This window comes from Crossiella sp. SN42 (assembly GCF_023897065.1).
Lineage (GTDB): Bacteria > Actinomycetota > Actinomycetes > Mycobacteriales > Pseudonocardiaceae > Crossiella.
Genome location: NZ_JAMHIV010000027.1, coordinates 98,698 through 117,776 on the forward strand (window position 1 = coordinate 98,698; position 19,079 = coordinate 117,776).

21 protein-coding genes are annotated in these 19,079 nt (G+C 70.5%); 4 read left to right on the forward strand and 17 right to left on the reverse strand.

The window, feature by feature from the left end; all coding sequences use genetic code 11:
* Positions 1 to 2 precede the first annotated feature (2 nt).
* Together M8C13_RS29915 and M8C13_RS29920 are read left to right on the forward strand one after the other, a co-directional pair.
* Positions 3 to 545 carry a SigE family RNA polymerase sigma factor gene (locus tag M8C13_RS29915; RefSeq protein ID WP_252484076.1) on the forward strand — a complete coding sequence of 181 codons (543 nt, stop codon included), beginning with the start codon at positions 3 to 5 and terminating at the stop codon, positions 543 to 545.
* A complete protein-coding gene (locus M8C13_RS29920) occupies positions 527 to 1,885 on the forward strand; it encodes a hypothetical protein (RefSeq protein ID WP_252484077.1) in 1,359 nt (452 codons plus the stop codon). Before M8C13_RS29915 ends, M8C13_RS29920 begins: the two co-directional genes overlap by 19 nt.
* Positions 1,886 to 1,956: 71 nt before the next feature.
* Here the strand turns inward: M8C13_RS29920 and atpD are convergent, their stop codons facing one another.
* The 10 genes from atpD to M8C13_RS29970 form a co-directional block, all read right to left on the reverse strand.
* On the reverse strand, positions 1,957 to 3,378 hold the full coding sequence (gene atpD / locus M8C13_RS29925; protein ID WP_252484078.1) for a F0F1 ATP synthase subunit beta: 1,422 nt from the start codon (positions 3,376 to 3,378) through the stop codon (positions 1,957 to 1,959).
* Position 3,379: 1 nt separating this feature from the next.
* A complete protein-coding gene (locus tag M8C13_RS29930) occupies positions 3,380 to 4,309 on the reverse strand; it encodes a F0F1 ATP synthase subunit gamma (protein ID WP_252484079.1) in 930 nt (309 codons plus the stop codon).
* 8 nt (positions 4,310 to 4,317) lie between these two features.
* Positions 4,318 to 5,964 (reverse strand): F0F1 ATP synthase subunit alpha, encoded by a 1,647-nt coding sequence (atpA, locus tag M8C13_RS29935; RefSeq protein ID WP_252484080.1) that lies wholly within the window; start codon positions 5,962 to 5,964, stop codon positions 4,318 to 4,320.
* 85 nt (positions 5,965 to 6,049) lie between these two features.
* Positions 6,050 to 6,880, reverse strand: coding sequence for a F0F1 ATP synthase subunit delta (locus M8C13_RS29940; protein WP_252484081.1), 831 nt, complete (start codon positions 6,878 to 6,880; stop codon positions 6,050 to 6,052).
* Positions 6,881 to 6,888: 8 nt separating this feature from the next.
* Positions 6,889 to 7,446: a F0F1 ATP synthase subunit B gene (locus M8C13_RS29945; RefSeq protein WP_252484082.1), complete on the reverse strand. Its 558-nt coding sequence runs from the start codon at positions 7,444 to 7,446 to the stop codon at positions 6,889 to 6,891.
* Between the two features lie 30 nt (positions 7,447 to 7,476).
* Positions 7,477 to 7,722 carry an ATP synthase F0 subunit C gene (gene atpE / locus M8C13_RS29950; RefSeq protein WP_252484083.1) on the reverse strand — a complete coding sequence of 82 codons (246 nt, stop codon included), beginning with the start codon at positions 7,720 to 7,722 and terminating at the stop codon, positions 7,477 to 7,479.
* Positions 7,723 to 7,786: 64 nt separating this feature from the next.
* Positions 7,787 to 8,578 carry a F0F1 ATP synthase subunit A gene (gene atpB / locus M8C13_RS29955; RefSeq protein WP_252484147.1) on the reverse strand — a complete coding sequence of 264 codons (792 nt, stop codon included), beginning with the start codon at positions 8,576 to 8,578 and terminating at the stop codon, positions 7,787 to 7,789.
* Between the two features lie 5 nt (positions 8,579 to 8,583).
* Positions 8,584 to 8,808, reverse strand: coding sequence for a hypothetical protein (locus M8C13_RS29960; RefSeq protein ID WP_247765558.1), 225 nt, complete (start codon positions 8,806 to 8,808; stop codon positions 8,584 to 8,586).
* A 113-nt stretch (positions 8,809 to 8,921) separates the two neighbouring features.
* Entirely contained in the window at positions 8,922 to 9,344 is a 423-nt protein-coding gene (locus tag M8C13_RS29965) for a hypothetical protein (protein WP_252484084.1), read from the reverse strand.
* Positions 9,345 to 9,832: 488 nt separating this feature from the next.
* A complete protein-coding gene (locus M8C13_RS29970) occupies positions 9,833 to 10,978 on the reverse strand; it encodes a glycosyltransferase family 4 protein (protein ID WP_252484085.1) in 1,146 nt (381 codons plus the stop codon).
* Positions 10,979 to 11,340: 362 nt separating this feature from the next.
* On the opposite strand from M8C13_RS29970, the gene M8C13_RS29975 reads away from it, so the two are divergent.
* Entirely contained in the window at positions 11,341 to 12,147 is an 807-nt protein-coding gene (locus M8C13_RS29975) for a polysaccharide deacetylase family protein (protein WP_252484086.1), read from the forward strand.
* Here the strand turns inward: M8C13_RS29975 and M8C13_RS29980 are convergent.
* The 6 genes from M8C13_RS29980 to rpmE form a co-directional block, all read right to left on the reverse strand.
* Complete coding sequence (locus M8C13_RS29980; protein ID WP_252484087.1) at positions 12,144 to 12,791, reverse strand: cyclase family protein; 648 nt, start codon at positions 12,789 to 12,791, stop codon at positions 12,144 to 12,146. The genes M8C13_RS29975 and M8C13_RS29980 overlap by 4 nt on opposite strands.
* Positions 12,788 to 13,438, reverse strand: coding sequence for an L-threonylcarbamoyladenylate synthase (locus tag M8C13_RS29985; protein ID WP_252484088.1), 651 nt, complete (start codon positions 13,436 to 13,438; stop codon positions 12,788 to 12,790). The genes M8C13_RS29980 and M8C13_RS29985 overlap by 4 nt, the downstream gene beginning before the upstream one ends.
* Before the next feature lie 10 nt (positions 13,439 to 13,448).
* Positions 13,449 to 14,555, reverse strand: coding sequence for an acyltransferase (locus M8C13_RS29990; RefSeq protein WP_252484089.1), 1,107 nt, complete (start codon positions 14,553 to 14,555; stop codon positions 13,449 to 13,451).
* Positions 14,556 to 14,694: 139 nt separating this feature from the next.
* A complete protein-coding gene (gene prmC, locus M8C13_RS29995) occupies positions 14,695 to 15,561 on the reverse strand; it encodes a peptide chain release factor N(5)-glutamine methyltransferase (protein ID WP_252484090.1) in 867 nt (288 codons plus the stop codon).
* 168 nt (positions 15,562 to 15,729) lie between these two features.
* Positions 15,730 to 16,809, reverse strand: a complete 1,080-nt coding sequence (gene prfA / locus M8C13_RS30000) for a peptide chain release factor 1 (protein WP_252484091.1) — start codon at positions 16,807 to 16,809, stop codon at positions 15,730 to 15,732.
* Between the two features lie 73 nt (positions 16,810 to 16,882).
* Entirely contained in the window at positions 16,883 to 17,095 is a 213-nt protein-coding gene (rpmE, locus tag M8C13_RS30005) for a 50S ribosomal protein L31 (protein ID WP_252484092.1), read from the reverse strand.
* 252 nt (positions 17,096 to 17,347) lie between these two features.
* Here rpmE and M8C13_RS30010 point away from each other — a divergent pair, with 252 nt between their 5' ends.
* Positions 17,348 to 17,722, forward strand: a complete 375-nt coding sequence (locus M8C13_RS30010) for a hypothetical protein (protein WP_252484093.1) — start codon at positions 17,348 to 17,350, stop codon at positions 17,720 to 17,722.
* A 78-nt stretch (positions 17,723 to 17,800) separates the two neighbouring features.
* On the opposite strand, the gene fabF is transcribed toward M8C13_RS30010, so the two are convergent.
* Positions 17,801 to 19,063, reverse strand: coding sequence for a beta-ketoacyl-ACP synthase II (gene fabF, locus M8C13_RS30015; RefSeq protein WP_252484094.1), 1,263 nt, complete (start codon positions 19,061 to 19,063; stop codon positions 17,801 to 17,803).
* Positions 19,064 to 19,079 lie beyond the last annotated feature (16 nt).

Here is a 19,079-nt window from a genome sequence, read left to right on the forward strand (position 1 = left end):
TCATGGGGCGAGCCGATGAGGGCTTCGACGCGTTCGTCGAGACCCGTTCGACCGCCTTGCTGAGAACGGCGTACCTGCTGTGCGCCGGGGACCGGGGCGCGGCCGAGGACCTGCTGCAGGACGTGCTGGAACGCACCTACGGCAAGTGGCGCCGGATCAACACCGCGCCGGAGGCCTACGTGCGCGCCGCGCTGGCCAACGCCGCGGCCAACCGCTGGCGGCACCGCTCCCGCCGGGTCAGGGAGGCCCCGCTGGAGGACGGGGTCCCGCCCAGCCTGCCCGGCCACGAGCAGCAGGTCGCCGACCGCGACGCGCTGCTGCGGGCGCTGGCCGAGCTGCCGCACAAGATGCGGACCGTGGTGGTGCTGCGCTACTTCGACGACCTGACCGAGGCGCAGGCCGCGCAGGCCCTCGGCTGCGGCGTCGGCACCATCAAGAGCCAGACCTCCCGTGGCCTGGCCCGCCTCCGAGACCTGCTCGACCCCGTGGGGGCCGAACTCACCGCCGACCAAGACCGGGACCGCCGATGCGCACCGACGAGCTGAAGGAAGCACTCACCGCCGCCGTGTCCACTGTGGACACCCTGCCCGGGTTCACCGACCGGGTGGTGCACGGTGGCAGGCGGCGCAGACGACGCAGGCGGCTGCTGGTGCTGGCCACCGCGCTGAGCACAGTGCTCGCACTGGCGCTGGGCACGGTGGTCTGGGACTTCCTCGGCCGGTTCCGGCCGGAGCAGTTCGCCGCGGACGCCAGGTTCGGCCAGCACGCCCTCGGCGGCCGGGCCGGGGACACCGCGCTGAGCCGGGAGGCGGTGGCCGTCTTCGACCGGGACTGGCCGAGGTCCCGGCTGAAGTCCTGGTACAGCACCCGGATGGCGAACAACCCCTCGGCCGACCTGCTCGGCGGGCCGCACGTGTACTGGGCGGGCGAGACCCCGGCCGGTCCCGCGGTGGTGCTGCTGCACCGGGTCGTGATCCACAGCGCGGGCGGCCGGGAGGGCACCATGCTCTCGCTGGTCGGCCGGGACGCCCGCACCGGCCAGGTGCGGCTGCTCGGCGTGGACGTGCCGCGTGAGCCCGGCGCCCCGGCAGGCGCGTTCCTGTTCGGCCCAGGGGACCGCACGCTGCTCGCGGTGGACCAGGGCAGGCCGGCGGAGCTCTCCGCCGGCCTGGCGGTGGCCGGCGACGGCGTGGTGACCAGGGACCGCGCCCGGCTGGCCTTCGGCGACGGGGTGAGCCTCAGCACGCTGCCGGAGACGGCGGAGCCGGTGCAGAGCGTGCTCACTCTCGCCGACGGCGCCCGGCTGCGCCCCCAGCTGGCCTCGGAGCACGTCTGGCACCTGGACCTGCCGCCGGACGACCCGACCGGGATGATGCCGCCGCCGAGGCAGGTTCGCGGCATCAACTGGCAGGGCAACGGCGGACCGCTGGTGTTCCAGCCCAGCCAGCCCTTCTTCTCACCGCAGGCCCTGCACCGGATGGGCACGGCGGAACTGCTCCGCGAGCCGTACCTGGACCCCTACGGCGAGCCCCAGCCGATCCAGTGGGAGCTGATGGCCGGCCTGGCCGGGGACCGCTCGCTGTACCTCACCGAGATCGCCGACGGCGGCCCCACCCGGCTGTACGGAGTGGTCTTCCGCCCCGACCGCTCGGTGGAGACGGTGCGCTTCGGCGGGCACGGCGAGCCGTCCGCGCTGCCGGTGCGGCTGCGCCTGCCCGGCGACGAGGGCTGGGTGGTGGCCAAGCGGCACGCCGGACTGCGCTGGCGCACCGGCCCGGACGCGGCCTGGCAGGCAGGCGGCCGGGACGCCGCGGTGCTGCCGGGCAACGCGCGGGAGGTCGAGGTGACCGTGGACGGCCGGACCCAGGTGGTCGCGCTCGGCTAGTCCGGACAAGCACGAAGGCCGGGCCTCCCAGTGGGAAGCCCGGCCTTCGTGGTGTTCGGGGGTGCTACCGGTCAGCTCTTCTTGGTGAGCTTCTGGTAGTTCGCCTCCAGGTCCTCAAGGCCACCGCACATGTAGAAGGCCTGCTCCGGCATGTGGTCGAAGTCGCCCTTGGCGAGGCGGTCGAAGGCCTCGACGGTCTCCTTGACCGGCACGGTGGAACCGGCCTGGCCGGTGAACTGCTCGGCCGCGTACATGTTCTGCGACAGGAACCGCTCGATCCGGCGGGCCCGGTTCACCGTCACCTTGTCCTCTTCGGACAGCTCGTCCATGCCGAGGATGGCGATGATGTCCTGCAGGTCCTTGTACTTCTGCAGGATCCGGATGATCTCCTGCGCGACCCGGTAGTGCTCCTCGCCGACGACCGAGGGGTGCAGGATCGTCGAGCTGGAGGCCAGCGGGTCCACCGCCGGGAAGATGCCCTTGGAGAACACCGCACGAGAGAGCTCGGTGGTGGCGTCCAGGTGGGCGAAGGTGGTGGCCGGCGCGGGGTCGGTGTAGTCGTCCGCGGGCACGTAGATCGCCTGCATCGAGGTGATCGAGCGACCGCGGGTCGAGGTGATCCGCTCCTGCAGCTGGCCCATCTCATCGGCCAGGTTCGGCTGGTAACCCACCGCGGAGGGCATGCGGCCCAGCAGCGTGGAGACCTCGGAACCGGCCTGGGTGAACCGGAAGATGTTGTCGATGAACAGCAGCACGTCCTGGTTCTGGACGTCGCGGAAGTACTCCGCCATGGTCAGCGCGGACAGCGCGACCCGGAGACGGGTGCCCGGCGGCTCGTCCATCTGACCGAAGACGAGCGCGGTGTCCTTGAGCACCTTGGACTCGGTGAGCTCGGCGATGAGGTCGTTGCCCTCACGGGTGCGCTCGCCGACGCCGGCGAACACCGAGGTGCCACCGAAGTTCCGGGCGATACGGGTGATCATCTCCTGGATGAGCACCGTCTTGCCCACGCCCGCGCCGCCGAACAGGCCGATCTTGCCGCCCTTGACGTACGGGGTGAGCAGGTCGACGACCTTCAGACCGGTCTCCAGCACCTCGGTGCGGGGCTCGAGCTGGTCGAAGGCCGGCGGCTGGCGGTGGATGCCCCAGTGCTCGGCGTCCTTGGCGTAGCCCGGCTTGTCCAGGCACTCGCCGAGGGCGTTGAACACGTGGCCCTTGACCGCGTCACCGACGGGCACCGAGATCGGCTTGCCGGTGTCGCGCACCTCGGCACCGCGGACCAGGCCGTCCGGCGGCTGCATCGAGATGGTGCGGACCAGGTTGTCGCCGAGGTGCTGGGCGACCTCGAGGGTCAGCATCTTGGCCATCGCCTCGTGGGTGATGTCCACGTTCAGCGCGCTGTAGAGCTCGGGCACCGAGTCGCGGGGGAACTCCACGTCCACGACCGGGCCGGTCACCCGGACCACGCGGCCGGAGGTAGTTGCAGTAGTCATCTCACTCATCACTTCCCGCGGCAGCCAGCGCGTTGGCGCCACCGACGATCTCGCTGATCTCCTGGGTGATCTGGGCCTGGCGGGCCTGGTTGGCCTCACGGGTGAGCACACGGATCAGCTCCGTGGCGTTGTCCGTTGCCGCCTTCATGGCCCGCTGGCGGGCCGCCGACTCGGATGCCGCGGACTCCAGCAGGGCCGAGAACAGCCGGGTCTTGATGTACTTCGGCAGGAGTGCGTCGAGCAGGGTCTCGGCGTCCGGCTCGAAGTCGTACACCGCGCTCGGGGTCTCGCTCTTCTCCGAGAACTCGACCTCAAGGGGGGCCACCCGCTTGACCGTCGGCACCTGGGAGAGCATCGACTTGAACTCGGTGTAGACCACGTGCAGCTCGTCGAAACCGCGCACGCCGTCCGGCCCAGGGCCGTCGGCGGTGTCGTCCGCGCCTGCCATGAACAGCGGCACCAGCTCGTCGCCGACCTCGACCGCGTTGCGGTAGTTCGGCGACTCGGTGAAGCCGACCCACGAGCCCGCCACCTCGCGCTGGCGGAACTTGTAGAAGCCCTGGCCCTTGCGGCCGATCACGTAGAGCACCGGCTCCTTGCCCTGCTTGCGCAGCAGGGCCTGGAGCTCCTCCGCGGCCTTGATGACCGCGGAGTTGAAGCCGCCGCACATACCCTTGTCGCTCGTCACCACGAGCACCGCGGCCCGCTTGGGCTGCTTGCGCTCCACCAGCAACGGGTGGTCAAGGGTGGTCGCGTCGGCCAGCGCGGAGAGCACGTTGGTGATCTCCTCGGCGTAGGGGCGGGACTCCGCCACCTTCGCCTTCGCCTTGCCGATGCGGGAGGTGGCGATCAGCTCCATCGCGCGCGTGATCTTCTTGGTCGACTGGGTCGCCCTGATCCTCTGCTTGAGGACGCGAAGTTCAGCTGCCATGGGTCAGCTCACTTCTTCGCCGGGTCGGGGCGGTTGACCTTGACGGACTCCGCGCCGACCTTGTCAGCGGCCAGCGCTTCCGCGGCGGCCTCGTTCACCACGCGGCTGCCGTCGGAGGTGGTGAAGCCCTGCTTGAACTTCTCGATCGCGGCCGACAGGCGCTCCTCGTTGTCCGAGGAGAAGTCCCGGCTCTCCCGGATCTCGTCCAGGATGCCCTTGTGGTTGCGGCGCAGCGAGTCGAGCAGCTCGGTCTCGAAGCGACGGACGTCGGCGACCGGCACCGAGTCCAGGAAGCCCTTGGAGCCGGTGAAGATCGAGACGACCTGCTCCTCGACCGGGAACGGGCTGTACTGGGACTGCTTGAGCAGCTCGGTCAGGCGGGCGCCGCGCTCCAGCTGGGCCTTGGAGACCGGGTCCAGGTCGGAGGAGAAGGCCGCGAAGGCCTCCAGCTCGCGGTACTGGGACAGCTCGAGGCGGAGCGAACCGGCGACCTTGCGCATGGCCTTGATCTGCGCCGAACCACCGACTCGGGAGACCGAGATACCGGTGTTCACCGCGGGCCGGACACCCTGGTTGAACAGGTCCGACTCGAGGAAGCACTGGCCGTCGGTGATCGAGATGACGTTGGTCGGGATGTAGGCCGAGACGTCGTTGGCCTTGGTCTCGATGATCGGCAGACCGGTCATCGAGCCCGCGCCCAGCTCGTCGGAGAGCTTCGCGCAGCGCTCCAGCAGCCGGGAGTGCAGGTAGAAGACGTCACCCGGGTAGGCCTCGCGGCCCGGCGGACGGCGCAGCAGCAGCGAGATCGAGCGGTAGGCCTCGGCCTGCTTGGTCAGGTCGTCGAAGACGATCAGGACGTGCTTGCCCTGGTACATCCAGTGCTGACCGATGGCCGAGCCGGTGTACGGGGCCAGCCACTTGAAGCCTGCCGCGTCGGAGGCGGGGGCCGCGACGATGGTGGTGTACTCCATCGCACCGCGGTCCTCCAGCGCCTTCTTCACCGCGGCGATGGTGGAGCCCTTCTGGCCGATCGCGACGTAGATGCAGCGCACCTGCTGCTTCGGGTCGCCGGTCTCCCAGTTGGCCTTCTGGTTCAGGATGGTGTCGACGCAGACCGCGGTCTTGCCGGTCTTGCGGTCACCGATGATCAGCTGGCGCTGGCCGCGGCCGATCGGGGTCTGCGCGTCGATGGCCTTGATGCCGGTCTGCAGCGGCTCCTTCACCGACTGCCGCTGCACCACGGTGGCCGCCTGCAGCTCCAGCGCGCGGCGCTCCTCCGCGACGATCTCGCCGAGACCGTCGATGGGGTCGCCCAGCGGGTTCACCACGCGGCCGAGGAAGCCGTCGCCGACCGGCACGGAGAGCACCTGGCCGGTCCGCTTGACCTCCTGGCCCTCTTCCAGACCCTCGTAGTTGCCGAGGATCGCCACGCCGATCTCGCGGACCTCCATGTTCAGCGCGACACCAAGCACGCCACCGGAGAACTCCAGCAGCTCGTTGGTCATCGCCGAGGGCAGGCCCTCGACAGTGGCGATGCCGTCACCGGTGGTGGCGACGACCCCGACCTCTTCCCGGCTGACCTCCGGGGAGTAGCTGGAGACGTAGTTCTCGATCGCACTGCGGATCTCGTCCGACGAGATCGTCAGCTCCGCCATTGTCGTTCCTGCTCTCGCTTCGTTCTTCAAGAAGGGGGGTGCTTCGTCGTGGGGGACCCGGGTCCCGGATCCCCCTGCCCTGGCGTCAGCCGGCCAGGGTTCGGCGCAGCGCCTCCAGGCGGCCTGCCGCGCTTCCGTCGATGACCTCGTCACCGACCTTGATCACCAGGCCACCGGCCAGCGATGGGTCCAGCTCGACGTGCAACGCGATCGGCCGCGAGTAGATCCGCGTCAGGGTGGCGGTGAGCCGCTCCTGCTGCGCCTCGGTCAGCTCGAACGCGGTGCGGACGTGCGCCACCGAACGCTCCCGGCGCTTGGCGGCCGCATCGGCCAGTTCCTCGAGACCGTCCACCGCGTTGCGCCCGCGGAGGCTGGTGACCAGCTGCTCCGCCAGTGCGAGGGTGGCCTTCTCGACCTTGCCGCCGAGCAGCCCGCGCAGCAGCGCGCGCTTGCCCTCGGGGTCGCCGGTGGCCTCGGAGAGCAGCCAGTCGAGCTGACCGTCCGCGGCCACGATGCGGCCGAGGCGGAACAGCTCGTCCTCCACCGCGTCCAGCCGCCCGGCCCGCTCCGCCTGCGTGAGCAGGGCGGTCCGGCCGAGCGTCTCGACCCCGTCCACCAGCTCGCGCGGGCTGGACCAGCGCGCGGTGACCACCGCGGAGAGCACGCTCAGCGTCTCCTTGGTCACCTTGCCGCCGAGCAGCCCTCGGACGAGCTGGTCCCGTGCGGCCGGGTCGGTCGCCGGGTCGGCCACCGTCCGGCGCAGCCCGGGCTCCCTGCCGAGCAGGCTGACGACGGCGAACAGCTCGTCGGCGAGCGTGCCCAGCGTGTCGCCGCTGGCGTCGGAGGTGACCTGGGACAGCCGCGCGGCGGCGGCGGCGAAGGCCTCTCGGCTCGCGGCGTGCTGCGTCGCAGTCATCGTCCCGCTCACTTCCCGGCCGGCGCCGAGGTGGCGTCCAGCTCGTCGAGGAAGCGGTCGACGGTGCCGCGGCGGCGGGACTCGTCCTCAAGGGACTCGCCCACCACGCGACCGGCCAGGTCGACCGCGATCCGGCCCAGGTCACCGCGGAGCTCCGCGACGATCTGCGCCCGCTGCGCGGCGAGCGCGGCCTGGCCCTGAGCCACGATGCGCGCGGACTCGGCCTGAGCCTGCTCCCGCATCTCGGCGACGATCTGCTGCCCTTCGGCACGCGCGTCGTCCCGGATCCGGGCCGCTTCCGCGCGGGCGTCGGCCAGCTGCGCCCGGTACTGCTGCAGCGCTTCCTCTGCCTTCGCCTGGGCCTGCTCGGCCCTGGCGATACCGCCCTCGATCGCCTCGGTGCGAGCCGCGTACGCCTTCTCGAACTGCGGGAAGACGTACTTGTTCAGCACGAAGAGGACGACGCCGAAGGCGATCAGGCCGAGGATGATCTCGCCGATGGGCAAGCCGAGCGGGCTCAGCTCACCCCCGGCGGCCAGCACGGTGGCTGCCGAAACCTCAGTCATCACGACTCCTACGGATCAGCTGGGCGTTGGTCAGACGGAGGTGTCCTGCACGAACGCGAGCACGAAGCCGAGCAGGGCCAGCGCCTCGACGAGGGCCATACCCAGGATCAGCCAGGTCCGGTTCAGGCCGGCGACCTCGGGCTGGCGGGCGTTGGCCTGCAGGTAGGCCGCGAACACGAGGCCCACGCCGATGCCGGGGCCGATGGCGCCAAGGCCGTAACCGATGGTGTTGAGGTTGCCCTCGATCGCGGCGAGGTTGGCAACGACGTCCATCATCTGGATCGGTGTCCTTTCGGTTCTTTACTTGCCGCACCGAGTGCGGAAGATCTTGCTGGGCGACTCAGTGCTCGTCGGCGAGAGCACTCTGGATGTAGAAGGCGGCCAGGACCGTGAAGACGTAGGCCTGGAGACCCGCCACCATCAGCTCGAAGAAGGTCATGATGATCAACATGCCCGCGGACAGCGGCGCCACCAGAGTGACCAGGCTGGCCTGGTCGATCATGTAGAGCGTCGCGGTACCGAAGATCGTCAGGATCAGGTGACCGGCGAAGGTGTTCGCGAAGAGCCGGACCGCCAGGGTGAACGGGCGGATCAGGAAGTTGGACGCGAACTCGATCGTCATCACCAGCGGCAGCACCGCGACCGGGACGCCCGGCGGGATGGTCATCAGCTTGAAGTAGCCGACGAAGCCGTGCTTGCGGATACCGACCACGTTGTAGATGACGTAGACGATGCCGGCCAGCACGACCGGGATGGCGAAGTGGCTGGTCACCGGGAACTGGGCCAGCGGCACGATGCCGAAGAGGTTGAGCACCAGGATGAAGATGAACAGGGAGGCCAGGAACGGCGCCCAGCGCAGCCCGTCCCGCTTGCCCATCATCTCCACGGCGATGGAGTTGCGCACGAAGCCGTAGAGGCTCTCACCCAGGAACTGCAGCTTGCTCGGCACGACCTTGGCGTTGCGCGAGGTCCAGATCATGAACGCAATGATCAGCACCACGCCCAGGCCGAGCAGCGTCATCGCCTTGACCGACGCGATCCACGAGCCATCGCCGATCTTGTCGAAGAAGAAGGCGTGTTCGACGGTCGGCGGCTTGTACTTGTCGCCCTCGCCGGTCGCGGCCAGCAACATCTGGCTCACCCTTTGTCCTCCGTGTCGTCAGTCCTACTAGGCGGCACGTCAGCCTTGGGGGAACCGGGAAGGTCGCCCTGGCGGCCGTACTTCATCATGATCAGGTAGATCGACCCGGCGAAGCCCAGGAGGACACCGACCGGAGTCAGGAACCTGGTGCCGAACAGCTGGTCGAATGCCCATCCGACGCCGCCCCAGAAGATGAGACCGGCGAACAGGACGGAGATCACGGACCATGCTTGGCCGACTCCCGCGTGACCGGCTGGGGATCTATCCTCATCGGTCGAAGGCACCATATCAGGCGATTGCGGGCCGCCCGGACGGGGGTTTTCGGTGTTGTTCATTACTTACCGGAGCCAGGTCGCACGCCGCCGAGCCCCGGTCGCATCCGCACCACGGTGATCGTCATCGAGACGCACCAGCCGAGCACGGCGGCGACCACGCCCGCGCCGATCCACATGGGCGGCAGACCGGCCGCACGCAGCAGGAACAGCGTGCCGAGCACCGCGAGCAGCCGGAAGATGTAGGAGCCGAGACCGACCGCGAGGACCATCTCGGGCATGTGCCGGGCGACCCGGGAGACCACCCAGGCCCCGGAGAAGAAGAACAGGACCGTGATCAGCGCGCCGACCACCGGGGACAGCGCCGCCAGCGGTCCGGCGGCGAACCAGCCCACCACGGCGACCGCGACGGCGAGCGCCCCGACGACCAGGATCGTCGGCCTCGTCTTCGGTTCCACCCAGTTGACCTGGACCTCTTCGCTCACGGGCACCAGTGTGTCAGCCACGTTAAGCCGCCCTAACAGGGGGGTTGACCTGACGCCGGAACAGGCGTATCTAGACGATCTTGCCCGATCCCGCCCGGAGCCATCCCGGTCGAATTCGCCGGCATTCCCGACGTACCGGACATTTGCCCGCGCCAGACCGCGGCGCGCAATACCGCCGCGCATTTCCCAGGCTGCCGAAAAAAATCACCCAAAGGAATTCATCAGTGAATTCCCGGCCGGACCGCCGGCCGCCGCGAACCGGGACCGCCGCCCCCGGCACAGGTCCGGCTCGTGTGCGCGCTCGCGCAGGGGCACGCCCGGCCGCGCCCGCGAGCCCGCCGCCGCGGCGTCCCGGCCGCCATACCGCACCGCGCAATGGCGGCCTCAAGCCCCGTCCCCAGCGCGGGAAAAGCGGAAATCACGATGTCGGACAGTGATTTCCACGGCCAGACTCACCACTCTTCCGAATGAATGTGACCAGCCGATGATCACCGCGCGCGACGGGCGTCCCGCAGCCTCGGCACCGCGGAGGCGAGCAGGGCGAGCAGCAGTCCGATGCTCACGCCCCAGACCACCGTGGAGATGTCGAACAGGCTCAGCGAGACCGCGCCGAAGGCCAGCACGGCGGCCCACAAGTAGATCAACAGCACCGCCCGCCGGTGCGAGTGGCCGATCTCCAGCAGCCGGTGGTGCAGGTGCATCTTGTCCGCCGAGAACGGGCTGCGCCCGGCCCGCGTCCGGCGGATCACCGCCATCACCAGGTCCAGCAGCGGCACGAACAGCACCGCGGCCACCACGACCAGCGGGGACAGCATCGCGATCAGGTCGGAGGCCTTGTAGGCGCTGTAGTCCATCTTGCCGGAGGCGGTGGTGCTGGCCGCGGCCAGCATCAGGCCGATCAGCATCGACCCGGAGTCGCCCATGAAGATCCGGGACGGGTTGAAGTTGTGCGGCAGGAAGCCGAGGCAGGCCCCGGCCAGCACCGCGCCGATCAGCGCCGGTGAGTAGACCTGCACGTCCCCGTTGCGCTCGACCAGCAACCCGATGGAGAAGGCGCAGGTGGCCGCGGCCGCGATCATGCCGATGCCGGCGGCCAGGCCGTCCAGCCCGTCCACGAAGTTCATCGCGTTGATCATCGTCACGGACAGGAACACGGTCAGCAGCGCGCCCTGGTCCGGCCCCAGCGAGAGCACCCCGCCGCCGTTGGCCTCCCACGGCACCCAGAAGTAGAACCAGGAGACGCCGAAGAGCACCAGCAGCCCGGAAGCGGTGATCTGTCCGGCCAGCTTGGTCAGCGAGTCCAGCTCGAACCGGTCATCCAGCGCGCCGACCAGCACGATCACCCCACCGGCCACCACCACCGCGACGATGTCGGAGGAGTAGTCGAAGGCCCGGCGCAGCGCGGGCAGGTGCAGCGCGAGCAGCATCCCGGCCAGCACCCCGCCGTACATGGCCACCCCGCCCATCCTGGGCATGGGTTTGGCGTGCACGTCGCGTTGCCTCGGGTAGGCCACCGCGCCGACCTTGCGGGCCAGCAGCCGGACGAGCCCGGTGAGCAGGAAGGTCACCGCGGCGGTGACCAGGCAGACGAGCAGGTACTCCCGGACGGGGAGTCCGGCTGCGATGGCAGGCATCGGGCCCACTTCGGAGACAAACCTCGCGGATCGGGAGCGCGGTGGGGACGACCTTCGGGGAGATGATCTTCCCAGCCGAGCGACGGTGGCGTGCGGGGTGGCTGGCTGCGCTCCAACGTTACCCGCCCGAGATGCGACGGCCGGAGCTAGGGCAAGCGTAGGGGCAGGGCCGGTCGGCACCTGAACAGGGGACGCGGGAGGGGCGCGTCCGGTTGCACGGGCGGCCGGGGCGGAGCGGCCAGCGGTGCCCGGCGGCGGGTGGCGGGGGTGACAGCGGCGCGCGGGGCAAGCGGCAGTCCGCGTGGCGGGGAACACGCCCTGCCGCCTCACAACCGATCACCCGCACGCGCGTCTCAACCCATGTGAGGGACGCACGATGGAGAACTCTGCTCGCCCTGGGTATCGCCGCGGCCGCCCTGGTCGCCTGCGGCACCCCCGACCAGGTGGAGCAGCCGCCCCCGTCCGCGAGCTCCCCGACCTCCGGCGCACCCGACCCGGCCGCTCGCCCGCTGCCGCCCATCCCGCCGCCCCGCCCCGGCGAGCCCCAGCTGGTCCGCAAGGGTCCCGCCGACGCCGGGAACCGGTTCGCGCTCACCATCGACGATGGGACCTGCAAGGAGTGCGTCGCCGGGTACGTGGCGCTGGCGGAGCGGGGGCTGCACCTGACCTTCTGTCCCAACGGGCAGTACCACGCCAACTGGGAGCCGTTCGCCGACCGCATCCGCAAGCTGGAGCAGGCAGGCACCGTGCAGCTGTGCAACCACACCTACAGCCATCCCAACCTGCTCAAGCTCTCCGACGAGGAGATCGGCCGGGAGATCGAGCGCAACGAGGCCTGGATCGAGAAGACCTTCGGGGTGACCGCGCGGCCCTGGCTGCGGCCGCCCTTCGGCAACCGGGACGCCAGGGTGGACCGGGTCGCGGCCAAGCACGGGTACACCCGGATGGTGCTGTGGAACGGGTCCTTCGGCGACTCCGGCAAGCTCGCGCCCGAGGTGCTCTACGGCGAGGTCGAGAAGTGGCTCAAGCCCGGCTCGGTCATCCTGGCGCACGCCAACTACCCGACCGCGGTGCACGAGTTCGGCCGGATCCAGGCGCTGATCGAGCAGCGCGGGCTCCAGCCGGTGACGCTGGACGAGCTGTTCGGAACTTCGCGGGCTACCGGCTAGTCCGGGATCACCGCTACCGCGCGCACCGGCAGGGTGGCCATCCCGGCCACCGGGGCGGGCAGGGCGGTGAACCGGGCGCCGCGGGGCGGGAGGGCGGCCAGGCCGGTGAGGTGCTCGATGATCGGGATGCCCGCGCCCAGCAGGCCGTGGTGGGCCGGGCGGGCCGGGTCGGTGTTGTCGTCGATGTTGAGCGAGTCGATGCCGACCAGGGCCGGGTCGGCGGCGATCAGGCCGGCCACCAGGTCGGCGGTCAGGAACGGGTGGCCGACGAAGTAGTCCTCGCTGCCCCAGTGCCGGGACCAGCCGGTGTGGATCAGCACCGCGCAGTCGGAGAGGTCGCCCGCGTCGCGGAGCAGGTCCGGGCCGATGCCGCCGGTGGCGTCCAGCACCACCGCCGGCACGTCGACCACCCTGGTCAGCGGCAGGCCGGCCAGGTCGTAGCCGTCCGGGTGGAAGTGCGCCGGGGTGTCCAGGTAGGTGCCGGTGTTGCCGACCAGCTCGAGCCGGTCGATGCGGAAGCTGACGCCGGGGGCCATCCGGGCGGCGGTCTCGGCGTAGCTGACCTCGGTGCTGATCCGCGGCGCGGCCATGCCGGGGTAGGTGCGCAGGCCGTCGGTGATCCGGTGGCTCAGGTCGATGATCACTGGGCCAGCTGGACGTCGAAGCCCAGCACCTGGCTGATCTCGGCGAGCTTGACCGCGCCCTCGCGCAGCACCACCGGGTCCGAGCCGGTGAGGTCGACGATGGTGGAGGCCACCGCGTGCTCGCACGGGCCGCCGTCGAGGTAGATCGGCACCAGCTCGCCCAGCTGGTCCCTGGCCTCGGTGACGGTGGTGGCGGGCAGTTGCCCCGACCGGTTGGCGCTGGAGACCGCCATCGGGCCGACCTCGCGCAGCAGCTCGATGGCCACCGGGTGCAGCGGCATCCGCAGCATCACCGTGCCCCTGGTGTCGCCGAGGTCCCAGGCCAGCGAGGAGGCGTGCGGCAGCACGATGGACAGCCCGCCCGGCCAGAACGCCTCGATCAGCGACCGCGCCTGGTGCGGCACGGAGAGCACCAGGCCGTCGATGGTGGTCCAGCTGCCGACCAGCACCGGGACCGGCATGTCCCGGCCCCGGCCCTTGGCGTCCAGCAGCGACTGCACGGCATTGGCGTCGAAGGCGTCGCAGCCGATGCCGTAGAGGGTGTCGGTCGGCAGGACCACGAGCTGGCCGGCGCGCAACGCGCCGGCCGCGGCGGCCAGCCCGGCCTCGCGGGACTCCGCTTGGCCACAGTCGTAGACGGTGCTCACACCGTGCAGCCTACGAGACCGGGGTCAGCGCCGGACGCTGCTCCTCCGGTTCGGCCTTCGGCTTGCCCGCGATCACCCGCCGGCCCAGGTTGATCATCGGCACCTCGACCGTGCGGTAGAGCACCGCGGCCAGCGCCAGCGCGACCACGGTCACCGCGGTGGCCAGCCAGCTGCCCTCCAGGCCGAACCCGAGGCTGACGACGATGCTGGCCGCGAGGGACTGCACCAGGTACAGCGAGTACGAGCGCTCGCCGATGTAGGCCATCGGGCGGCAGGACAGCAGCTTCTGCACTGGACCCGGCGCGACCACCGCGGGCAGCAGCAGGGCGATGGCCAGCGGGTAGAAGGAGAGCACCCAGACGAAGCCGGGGATGCCGGCCTGGCCGTTGAGCGCGTCGCCGAGCGGCTTGAGGAAGCTGTGCAGCACGACGACCGCGATGGCCATGCCGATGGCGGCCGCCGGGTGGGTCAGCGGCTGCAGGAACCGGTAGCCGCTCTTGTGGTGCATCAGCAGCGCCACCACGCAGCCCAGCAGGATCGAGACGTAGTGCGCGGGCCAGCCGGAGGCCAGCGGGGCGATGGTGAACGGGGTGGCCACCACCGCGAGCGCGATCAGCAGGCCGGTGATGCCCAGTCGCTTGCGCAGGCTGAACGCGCCGAAGGCGAAGGCCAGCAGCGGCCACAGCAGGTAGAACTTCTGCTCGATGCCCAGCGACCAGGAGTGGCCGTACGGGGTGCCGCCGGCGAACTCGTTGAAGAAGGTCAGGTACAGCGGCATCTCGGGGCCGAGGTTGGAGCTGGCGTAGGTGCCCGTGGCCAGGGCGCAGATCGCGGTGACCGCCAGGACCAGGAAGTACACCGGCAGGATGCGGAAGGCCCGGCGCAGGTAGAACGCCTTGAGCGCGACCTTGCCGGTGCGGCTCTCCTCACGCAGCATCAAGGTGGTGATCAGGTAGCCGGAGAGCACGAAGAACACCTGCACCCCGATCCAGCCCTGCAACCGGTCCGGACCGCCGTAGTGGAAGAAGACGACCATCAGCGCGGCGATGGCGCGGAGCCCGTCCAGGCCGTCGAAACGGCGCATGGCCAGGTACTCGGAGTGGGCTAGTGACCTCATGCGTGCTTGCTCCCGAAGTTGGCGCGTTCGTGAGCAAGTTGCCGGAACGGGCTACCGGGTTGCAAAAATCGGACACTTAGTGGCGTTAATCACGTCCACTTGCCCGCATGCAACACCCCCGAATGGTCTACTTCTGCCCTTATTGGGTGCGTCGGGCAGTGACGAACCTCGGACGGCCGGCCAGGTCCAGGTGCCCGGTGACCTCGGCCAGCACCCTGCGCGTGGACAGCAGCGCCACCGCGGCCTCGCCGTGGGTGTCGTCGTGCTCCACCGCGAGCCCGCCACCGGGCCGCAGCAGCCGGGCCGCGCAGCGCACCACGTGCCGGATCACCGCCAGCCCCTCGTCCTCGGCGAAGACCGCCGCGTGCGGGTCGTGCTCGGCCACCTCCGGCGGCACCGGGGTGCCCTCCGGCACGTACGGCGGGTTGCACAGCACCAGGTGGACGGTGCCGTCCAGCTCGGCCAGCAGGCCGGGATCGGCCACATCGCCCGCGTGCAGCCGCACCCTGGTGTCGCCCCGGTCGGCCTGGGCGTCGGCGTTGCGCCGGGCCCAGGTCAGCGCGGCCGGGTCGCGCTCGACCGCGTGCACCGTCGCGTCCGGCCGCTCGTGCGCCACCGCCAGGGCCAGCGCGCCGGAGCCGGTGCACAGGTCCACCACAACCGGCCTGCTCACCCCGGTCAGCGCGCGCAGGCCCCACTCCAGCAGCAACTCGGTCTCCGGCCGCGGCGTGAACACGCCGGGGCCGACGGCCAGCTCCAGCGAGCCCAGCCAGGCCCGGCCGGTCAGGTGCTGCAGCGGCACCCGCTGCGCGCGCCTGCGGACCAGCCGGTGGAAGGCCTCGATCACCGGCGGGTCGACCAGCGGGATCAGGCCGAGCTTCATCCGGTCCACGCCGAGCACGTGCGCGGCGAGCAGTTCGGCGTCCACCCTCGGGCTGGCCACCCCGGCCTGGGTCAGGATCCGCTCGGCGTCCATGACCGCGAGGCGCAACGGCTGTCGGTTCACAACGCGCGAGGTTACTGGCTACCGGGTATCACTCGATTGATCGACGCGTTGCGCCGGTCGGCAGTCAGCTCTCCGGGGAGCCGCTCACTGGCTTCGGCGGCAAGTTCATTCGTTCCGGGGAGGGGCCATCGAACGTGCGTAGTTCGGCCGCGCGGTGCGCTGGAGGCCTCAGGCAGTGGCTCCGGCCGCGGCGAGGCGCTCGGCCTTGTCCGCGGAGGTGAGCGCGTCCAGCACCCCGTCCAGCTCGCCGTCGAGCACCTGGTCCAGGTTGTAGGCCTTGTAGTTGACCCGGTGGTCGGAGATCCGGTTCTCCGGGTAGTTGTAGGTGCGCACCCGCTCGGAGCGGTCCACCGTGCGGACCTGGCTGCGCCGGTCCGCGGAGGCCTTGCGGGCGGCCTCCTCCTCGGCGAGGGCGACCAGCCTGGCCTGCAGCACGGTCATCGCGCGGGCCTTGTTCTGCAGCTGGCTGCGCTCGTTCTGGCAGGAGACCACGATGCCGGTGGGCAGGTGGGTGATGCGCACCGCGGAGTCGGTGGTGTTCACGCTCTGGCCGCCGTGGCCGGAGGAGCGGAAGACGTCCACCCGCAGGTCCTTCTCGTCGATCTCGACCTCGACGTCCTCCTGCTCGGGGTAGACCAGCACCCCGGCCGCGGAGGTGTGCACGCGGCCCTGGGACTCGGTCACCGGCACCCGCTGCACCCGGTGCACGCCGGCCTCGTACTTCAGCCGGGCCCACACGCCGTCCAGCTCGGCCCCGCCCTTGCTCTTGACCACCATGGTGACGTCCTTGAACCCGCCCAGGTCGGACTCCACCGAGTCGAGCACCTCGGTCTTCCAGCCCTGCCGCTCGGCGTAGCGCAGGTACATCCGCAGCAGGTCGCCGGCGAACAGGGCGGACTCCTCGCCACCCTCGCCGGACTTGATCTCCATGACCACGTCGGCGGAGTCGTGCGGGTCGCGCGGCAGCAGCAGCTCGGTGAGCTTGCGCTCCAGCGCCGGGATGGTCTCGGCCAGCGTGGCGGCCTCGGCGGCGAAGGCCTCGTCCTCGCCGGCCAGCTCCAGCGCGGCCTCCCGGTCGGAGCGGGCCTGGTCCAGCTCGCGCAGGGTGCGCACCACCGGGGTCAGCTCGGCGTAGCGACGGCCCAGCTTGCGCGCCACGGCCTGGTCGGCGTGCACCGCGGGATCGGCCAGCCGACCCTCCAGCTCGGTGTACTCGGTGAGCAGGGTGTCCAGGGAGGCGGTGTCCACGGCGGTCCTTCCGTTGGCGGTAGCCGACACGACAACGGCGCCCACCCCGATGGGATGGGCGCCGTGAAGTCGGCTACTTGTTGCGCTTGCCGTAGCGGGCCTCGAAGCGCGCCACCCGGCCGCCGGTGTCGAGGATCTTCTGCTTGCCCGTGTAGAACGGGTGGCAGTTCGAGCAGACCTCGACCGTGATCTGGCCGGTCTTCTTGGTGCTGTGGGTCTCGAAGGTGTTGCCACAGCCGCAGTTCACCTGGGTGACCACGTAGTCTGGGTGGATACCGCTCTTCACCTGTTGTGTCCTTTCTCAGGGGCCGCCGGGTCCCCACCAGCCGTACAACGGGGTGAACCGGAGCCTTATTCCGACCTGTGAGTATGCCAGGTCTTCGGGGGTGCTCTCGCCGTGGGACCGCTCACCTCCAGAAACCGACCTCCGGGCGCAATGGCCGGACCATCGGGCGCATTGCCAGCGCAGACTGCTGTTATCGGTGACTGCGAGCAGCACACTGACCACGTGCTGTGTGCAGCGAGCTGGCGGCTTCCCATGCGGACCTGGCTGGGCATCCCGCTGCTGGTCATCGGGTCGATGATCGGCATCGGCGGTCTGGGCCTGCTCGCGGTCGGCTCCCCCACCGAGCTGTTCAGCGCCATGTTCGGCGTCGGCGCCGCGATGGGCGTGCTCACCAGCCGCAACATCGCCTGGCGGGCGTCCTGGCAGCGGCACGGCCTGCGCTGGCCCTACCTCATCGCGGTGGTGGCCGCCGGGGTCGCGCTGGACGGGGTCGAGCTGCCCTCCGGGCTGGCGGTGGCCATCGGCGTGCCCTGCCTGCTGCTGCTCGTGCGCACCCTGCGCCAGCTGCAGACCGTGGACCCCGACGGCGGCTGCGCCGAGACCAGGGACCTGATCAGCTCCACCTAGCCCGCTCCCCTGCTGAAACGGGAACGGCGCGTCCCCCGCAGGCCCGGGGACGCGCCGTTTCCGGCTTTCCTGAGGCGATCAGCCGTCCCAGCGCTTGGCGACCAGCACCGCGTTGTGCCCGCCGAAGCCGAAGGAGTTGCTCATCGCGTACCGCACCTCGTGCTCCTGCGGCGCGTTGGCCACGAAGTTCATCTCCGCGTCCAACGGCTGGTGCAGGTTCATCGTGGGCGGCACGATCCCGGTGCGCATGGCGAACCCGCAGGCGATCAGCTCGACCGCGCCCGCCGCGCCGATCATGTGCCCGGTCATCGACTTGGTGGAGCTGACCGGGATCTTGGTGGCGTGCTCGCCGAGGACCTGCCGGATGGCGAAGGTCTCGGTCTTGTCGTTGAGCTCGGTGCTGGTGCCGTGCGCGTTGATGTAGTCGATCTGCTCCGGCGCGATGCCCGCGTCGGCCAGCGCCCGGCTCATCGCGCGCACCGCGCCCGCCGCCTCCGGGTGCGGGGCGGTCCAGTGGTGCGCGTCGGAGGTCGCCGCGTAACCGACCACCTCGGCCAGGATCGGCGCGCCCCGGCGCAGCGCGTGGTCCAGCGACTCCAGCACGACCACCCCGGCGCCGGCGGCCATGATGAAGCCGTCCCGCTCGGCGTCGAAGGGCCTGCTGGCCCGCTCCGGGTCGTCGTTGCGCCGGGACAGCGCCCTGGCGTTGGAGCTGGAGGCGATGTCCAGCGGGGTGACGCTCATCTCGGTGCCACCGGCGATGACCACGTCGGCCTCGCCGTACTGGATCCACCTGGTCGCGGTGCCGATGGCGTCGGTGCCGGTGGCGCAGGCCGCGCTGATCGCCAGCGTCGGGCCCGCCGCGCCGAACATCAGGCTGACCTCACCGGTGGGCGAGTCGTGCGCGCCGGTGATCGCCTGGTAGGCGCCGACCGCGCGGCCGCCCTTCTCCTGCAACAGCTTCACCGAGTCCTGCATGTACTTCATCGCGCCGTAGCCGGTGCCCAGCAGCACGCCGGTGCGCGGCGCCAGCTCGCTGTCGATGGTCAGCTTGGCCGACTCCACCGCCTGGATCGAGGCGGCCACCCCGTACTGGGCGAACAGGTCCATCCGCCTGCTGAGCTTGCGTGGCATGTGGTCCTCGGCGACGAAACCCTTGACCTCACCGGCGATCTGGGTCGGGAAGGGTTCGGCGTCGAAGGTGGTGATCCGGGCGATCCCGCTGCGCCCGGCCATGAACGCGGCCCAGGTGTCCTCCGCGGTCAGGCCGACCGGGCTGATGGCTCCCCAGCCGGTGACGACGACCCTGGGCCGCCGCTTCCTGAACTCCTCTACCGACATCAGCTCTTCTCCACCT

Bases quoted from the DNA above. Each gene is read 5' to 3' on its own strand.
- M8C13_RS29915 (WP_252484076.1), top strand. From the start codon at position 3: ATGGGGCGAGCCGATGAGGGCTTCGACGCGTTCGTCGAGACCCGTTCG.
- M8C13_RS29920 (WP_252484077.1), top strand. From the start codon at position 527: ATGCGCACCGACGAGCTGAAGGAAGCACTCACCGCCGCCGTGTCCACT.
- atpD (WP_252484078.1), bottom strand. From the start codon at position 3,378: ATGACTACTGCAACTACCTCCGGCCGCGTGGTCCGGGTGACCGGCCCG.
- M8C13_RS29930 (WP_252484079.1), bottom strand. From the start codon at position 4,309: ATGGCAGCTGAACTTCGCGTCCTCAAGCAGAGGATCAGGGCGACCCAG.
- atpA (WP_252484080.1), bottom strand. From the start codon at position 5,964: ATGGCGGAGCTGACGATCTCGTCGGACGAGATCCGCAGTGCGATCGAG.
- M8C13_RS29940 (WP_252484081.1), bottom strand. From the start codon at position 6,880: ATGACTGCGACGCAGCACGCCGCGAGCCGAGAGGCCTTCGCCGCCGCC.
- M8C13_RS29945 (WP_252484082.1), bottom strand. From the start codon at position 7,446: ATGACTGAGGTTTCGGCAGCCACCGTGCTGGCCGCCGGGGGTGAGCTG.
- atpE (WP_252484083.1), bottom strand. From the start codon at position 7,722: ATGATGGACGTCGTTGCCAACCTCGCCGCGATCGAGGGCAACCTCAAC.
- atpB (WP_252484147.1), bottom strand. From the start codon at position 8,578: ATGTTGCTGGCCGCGACCGGCGAGGGCGACAAGTACAAGCCGCCGACC.
- M8C13_RS29970 (WP_252484085.1), bottom strand. From the start codon at position 10,978: ATGCCTGCCATCGCAGCCGGACTCCCCGTCCGGGAGTACCTGCTCGTC.
- M8C13_RS29990 (WP_252484089.1), bottom strand. From the start codon at position 14,555: ATGAGGTCACTAGCCCACTCCGAGTACCTGGCCATGCGCCGTTTCGAC.
- M8C13_RS30010 (WP_252484093.1), top strand. From the start codon at position 17,348: ATGCGGACCTGGCTGGGCATCCCGCTGCTGGTCATCGGGTCGATGATC.
- fabF (WP_252484094.1), bottom strand. From the start codon at position 19,063: ATGTCGGTAGAGGAGTTCAGGAAGCGGCGGCCCAGGGTCGTCGTCACC.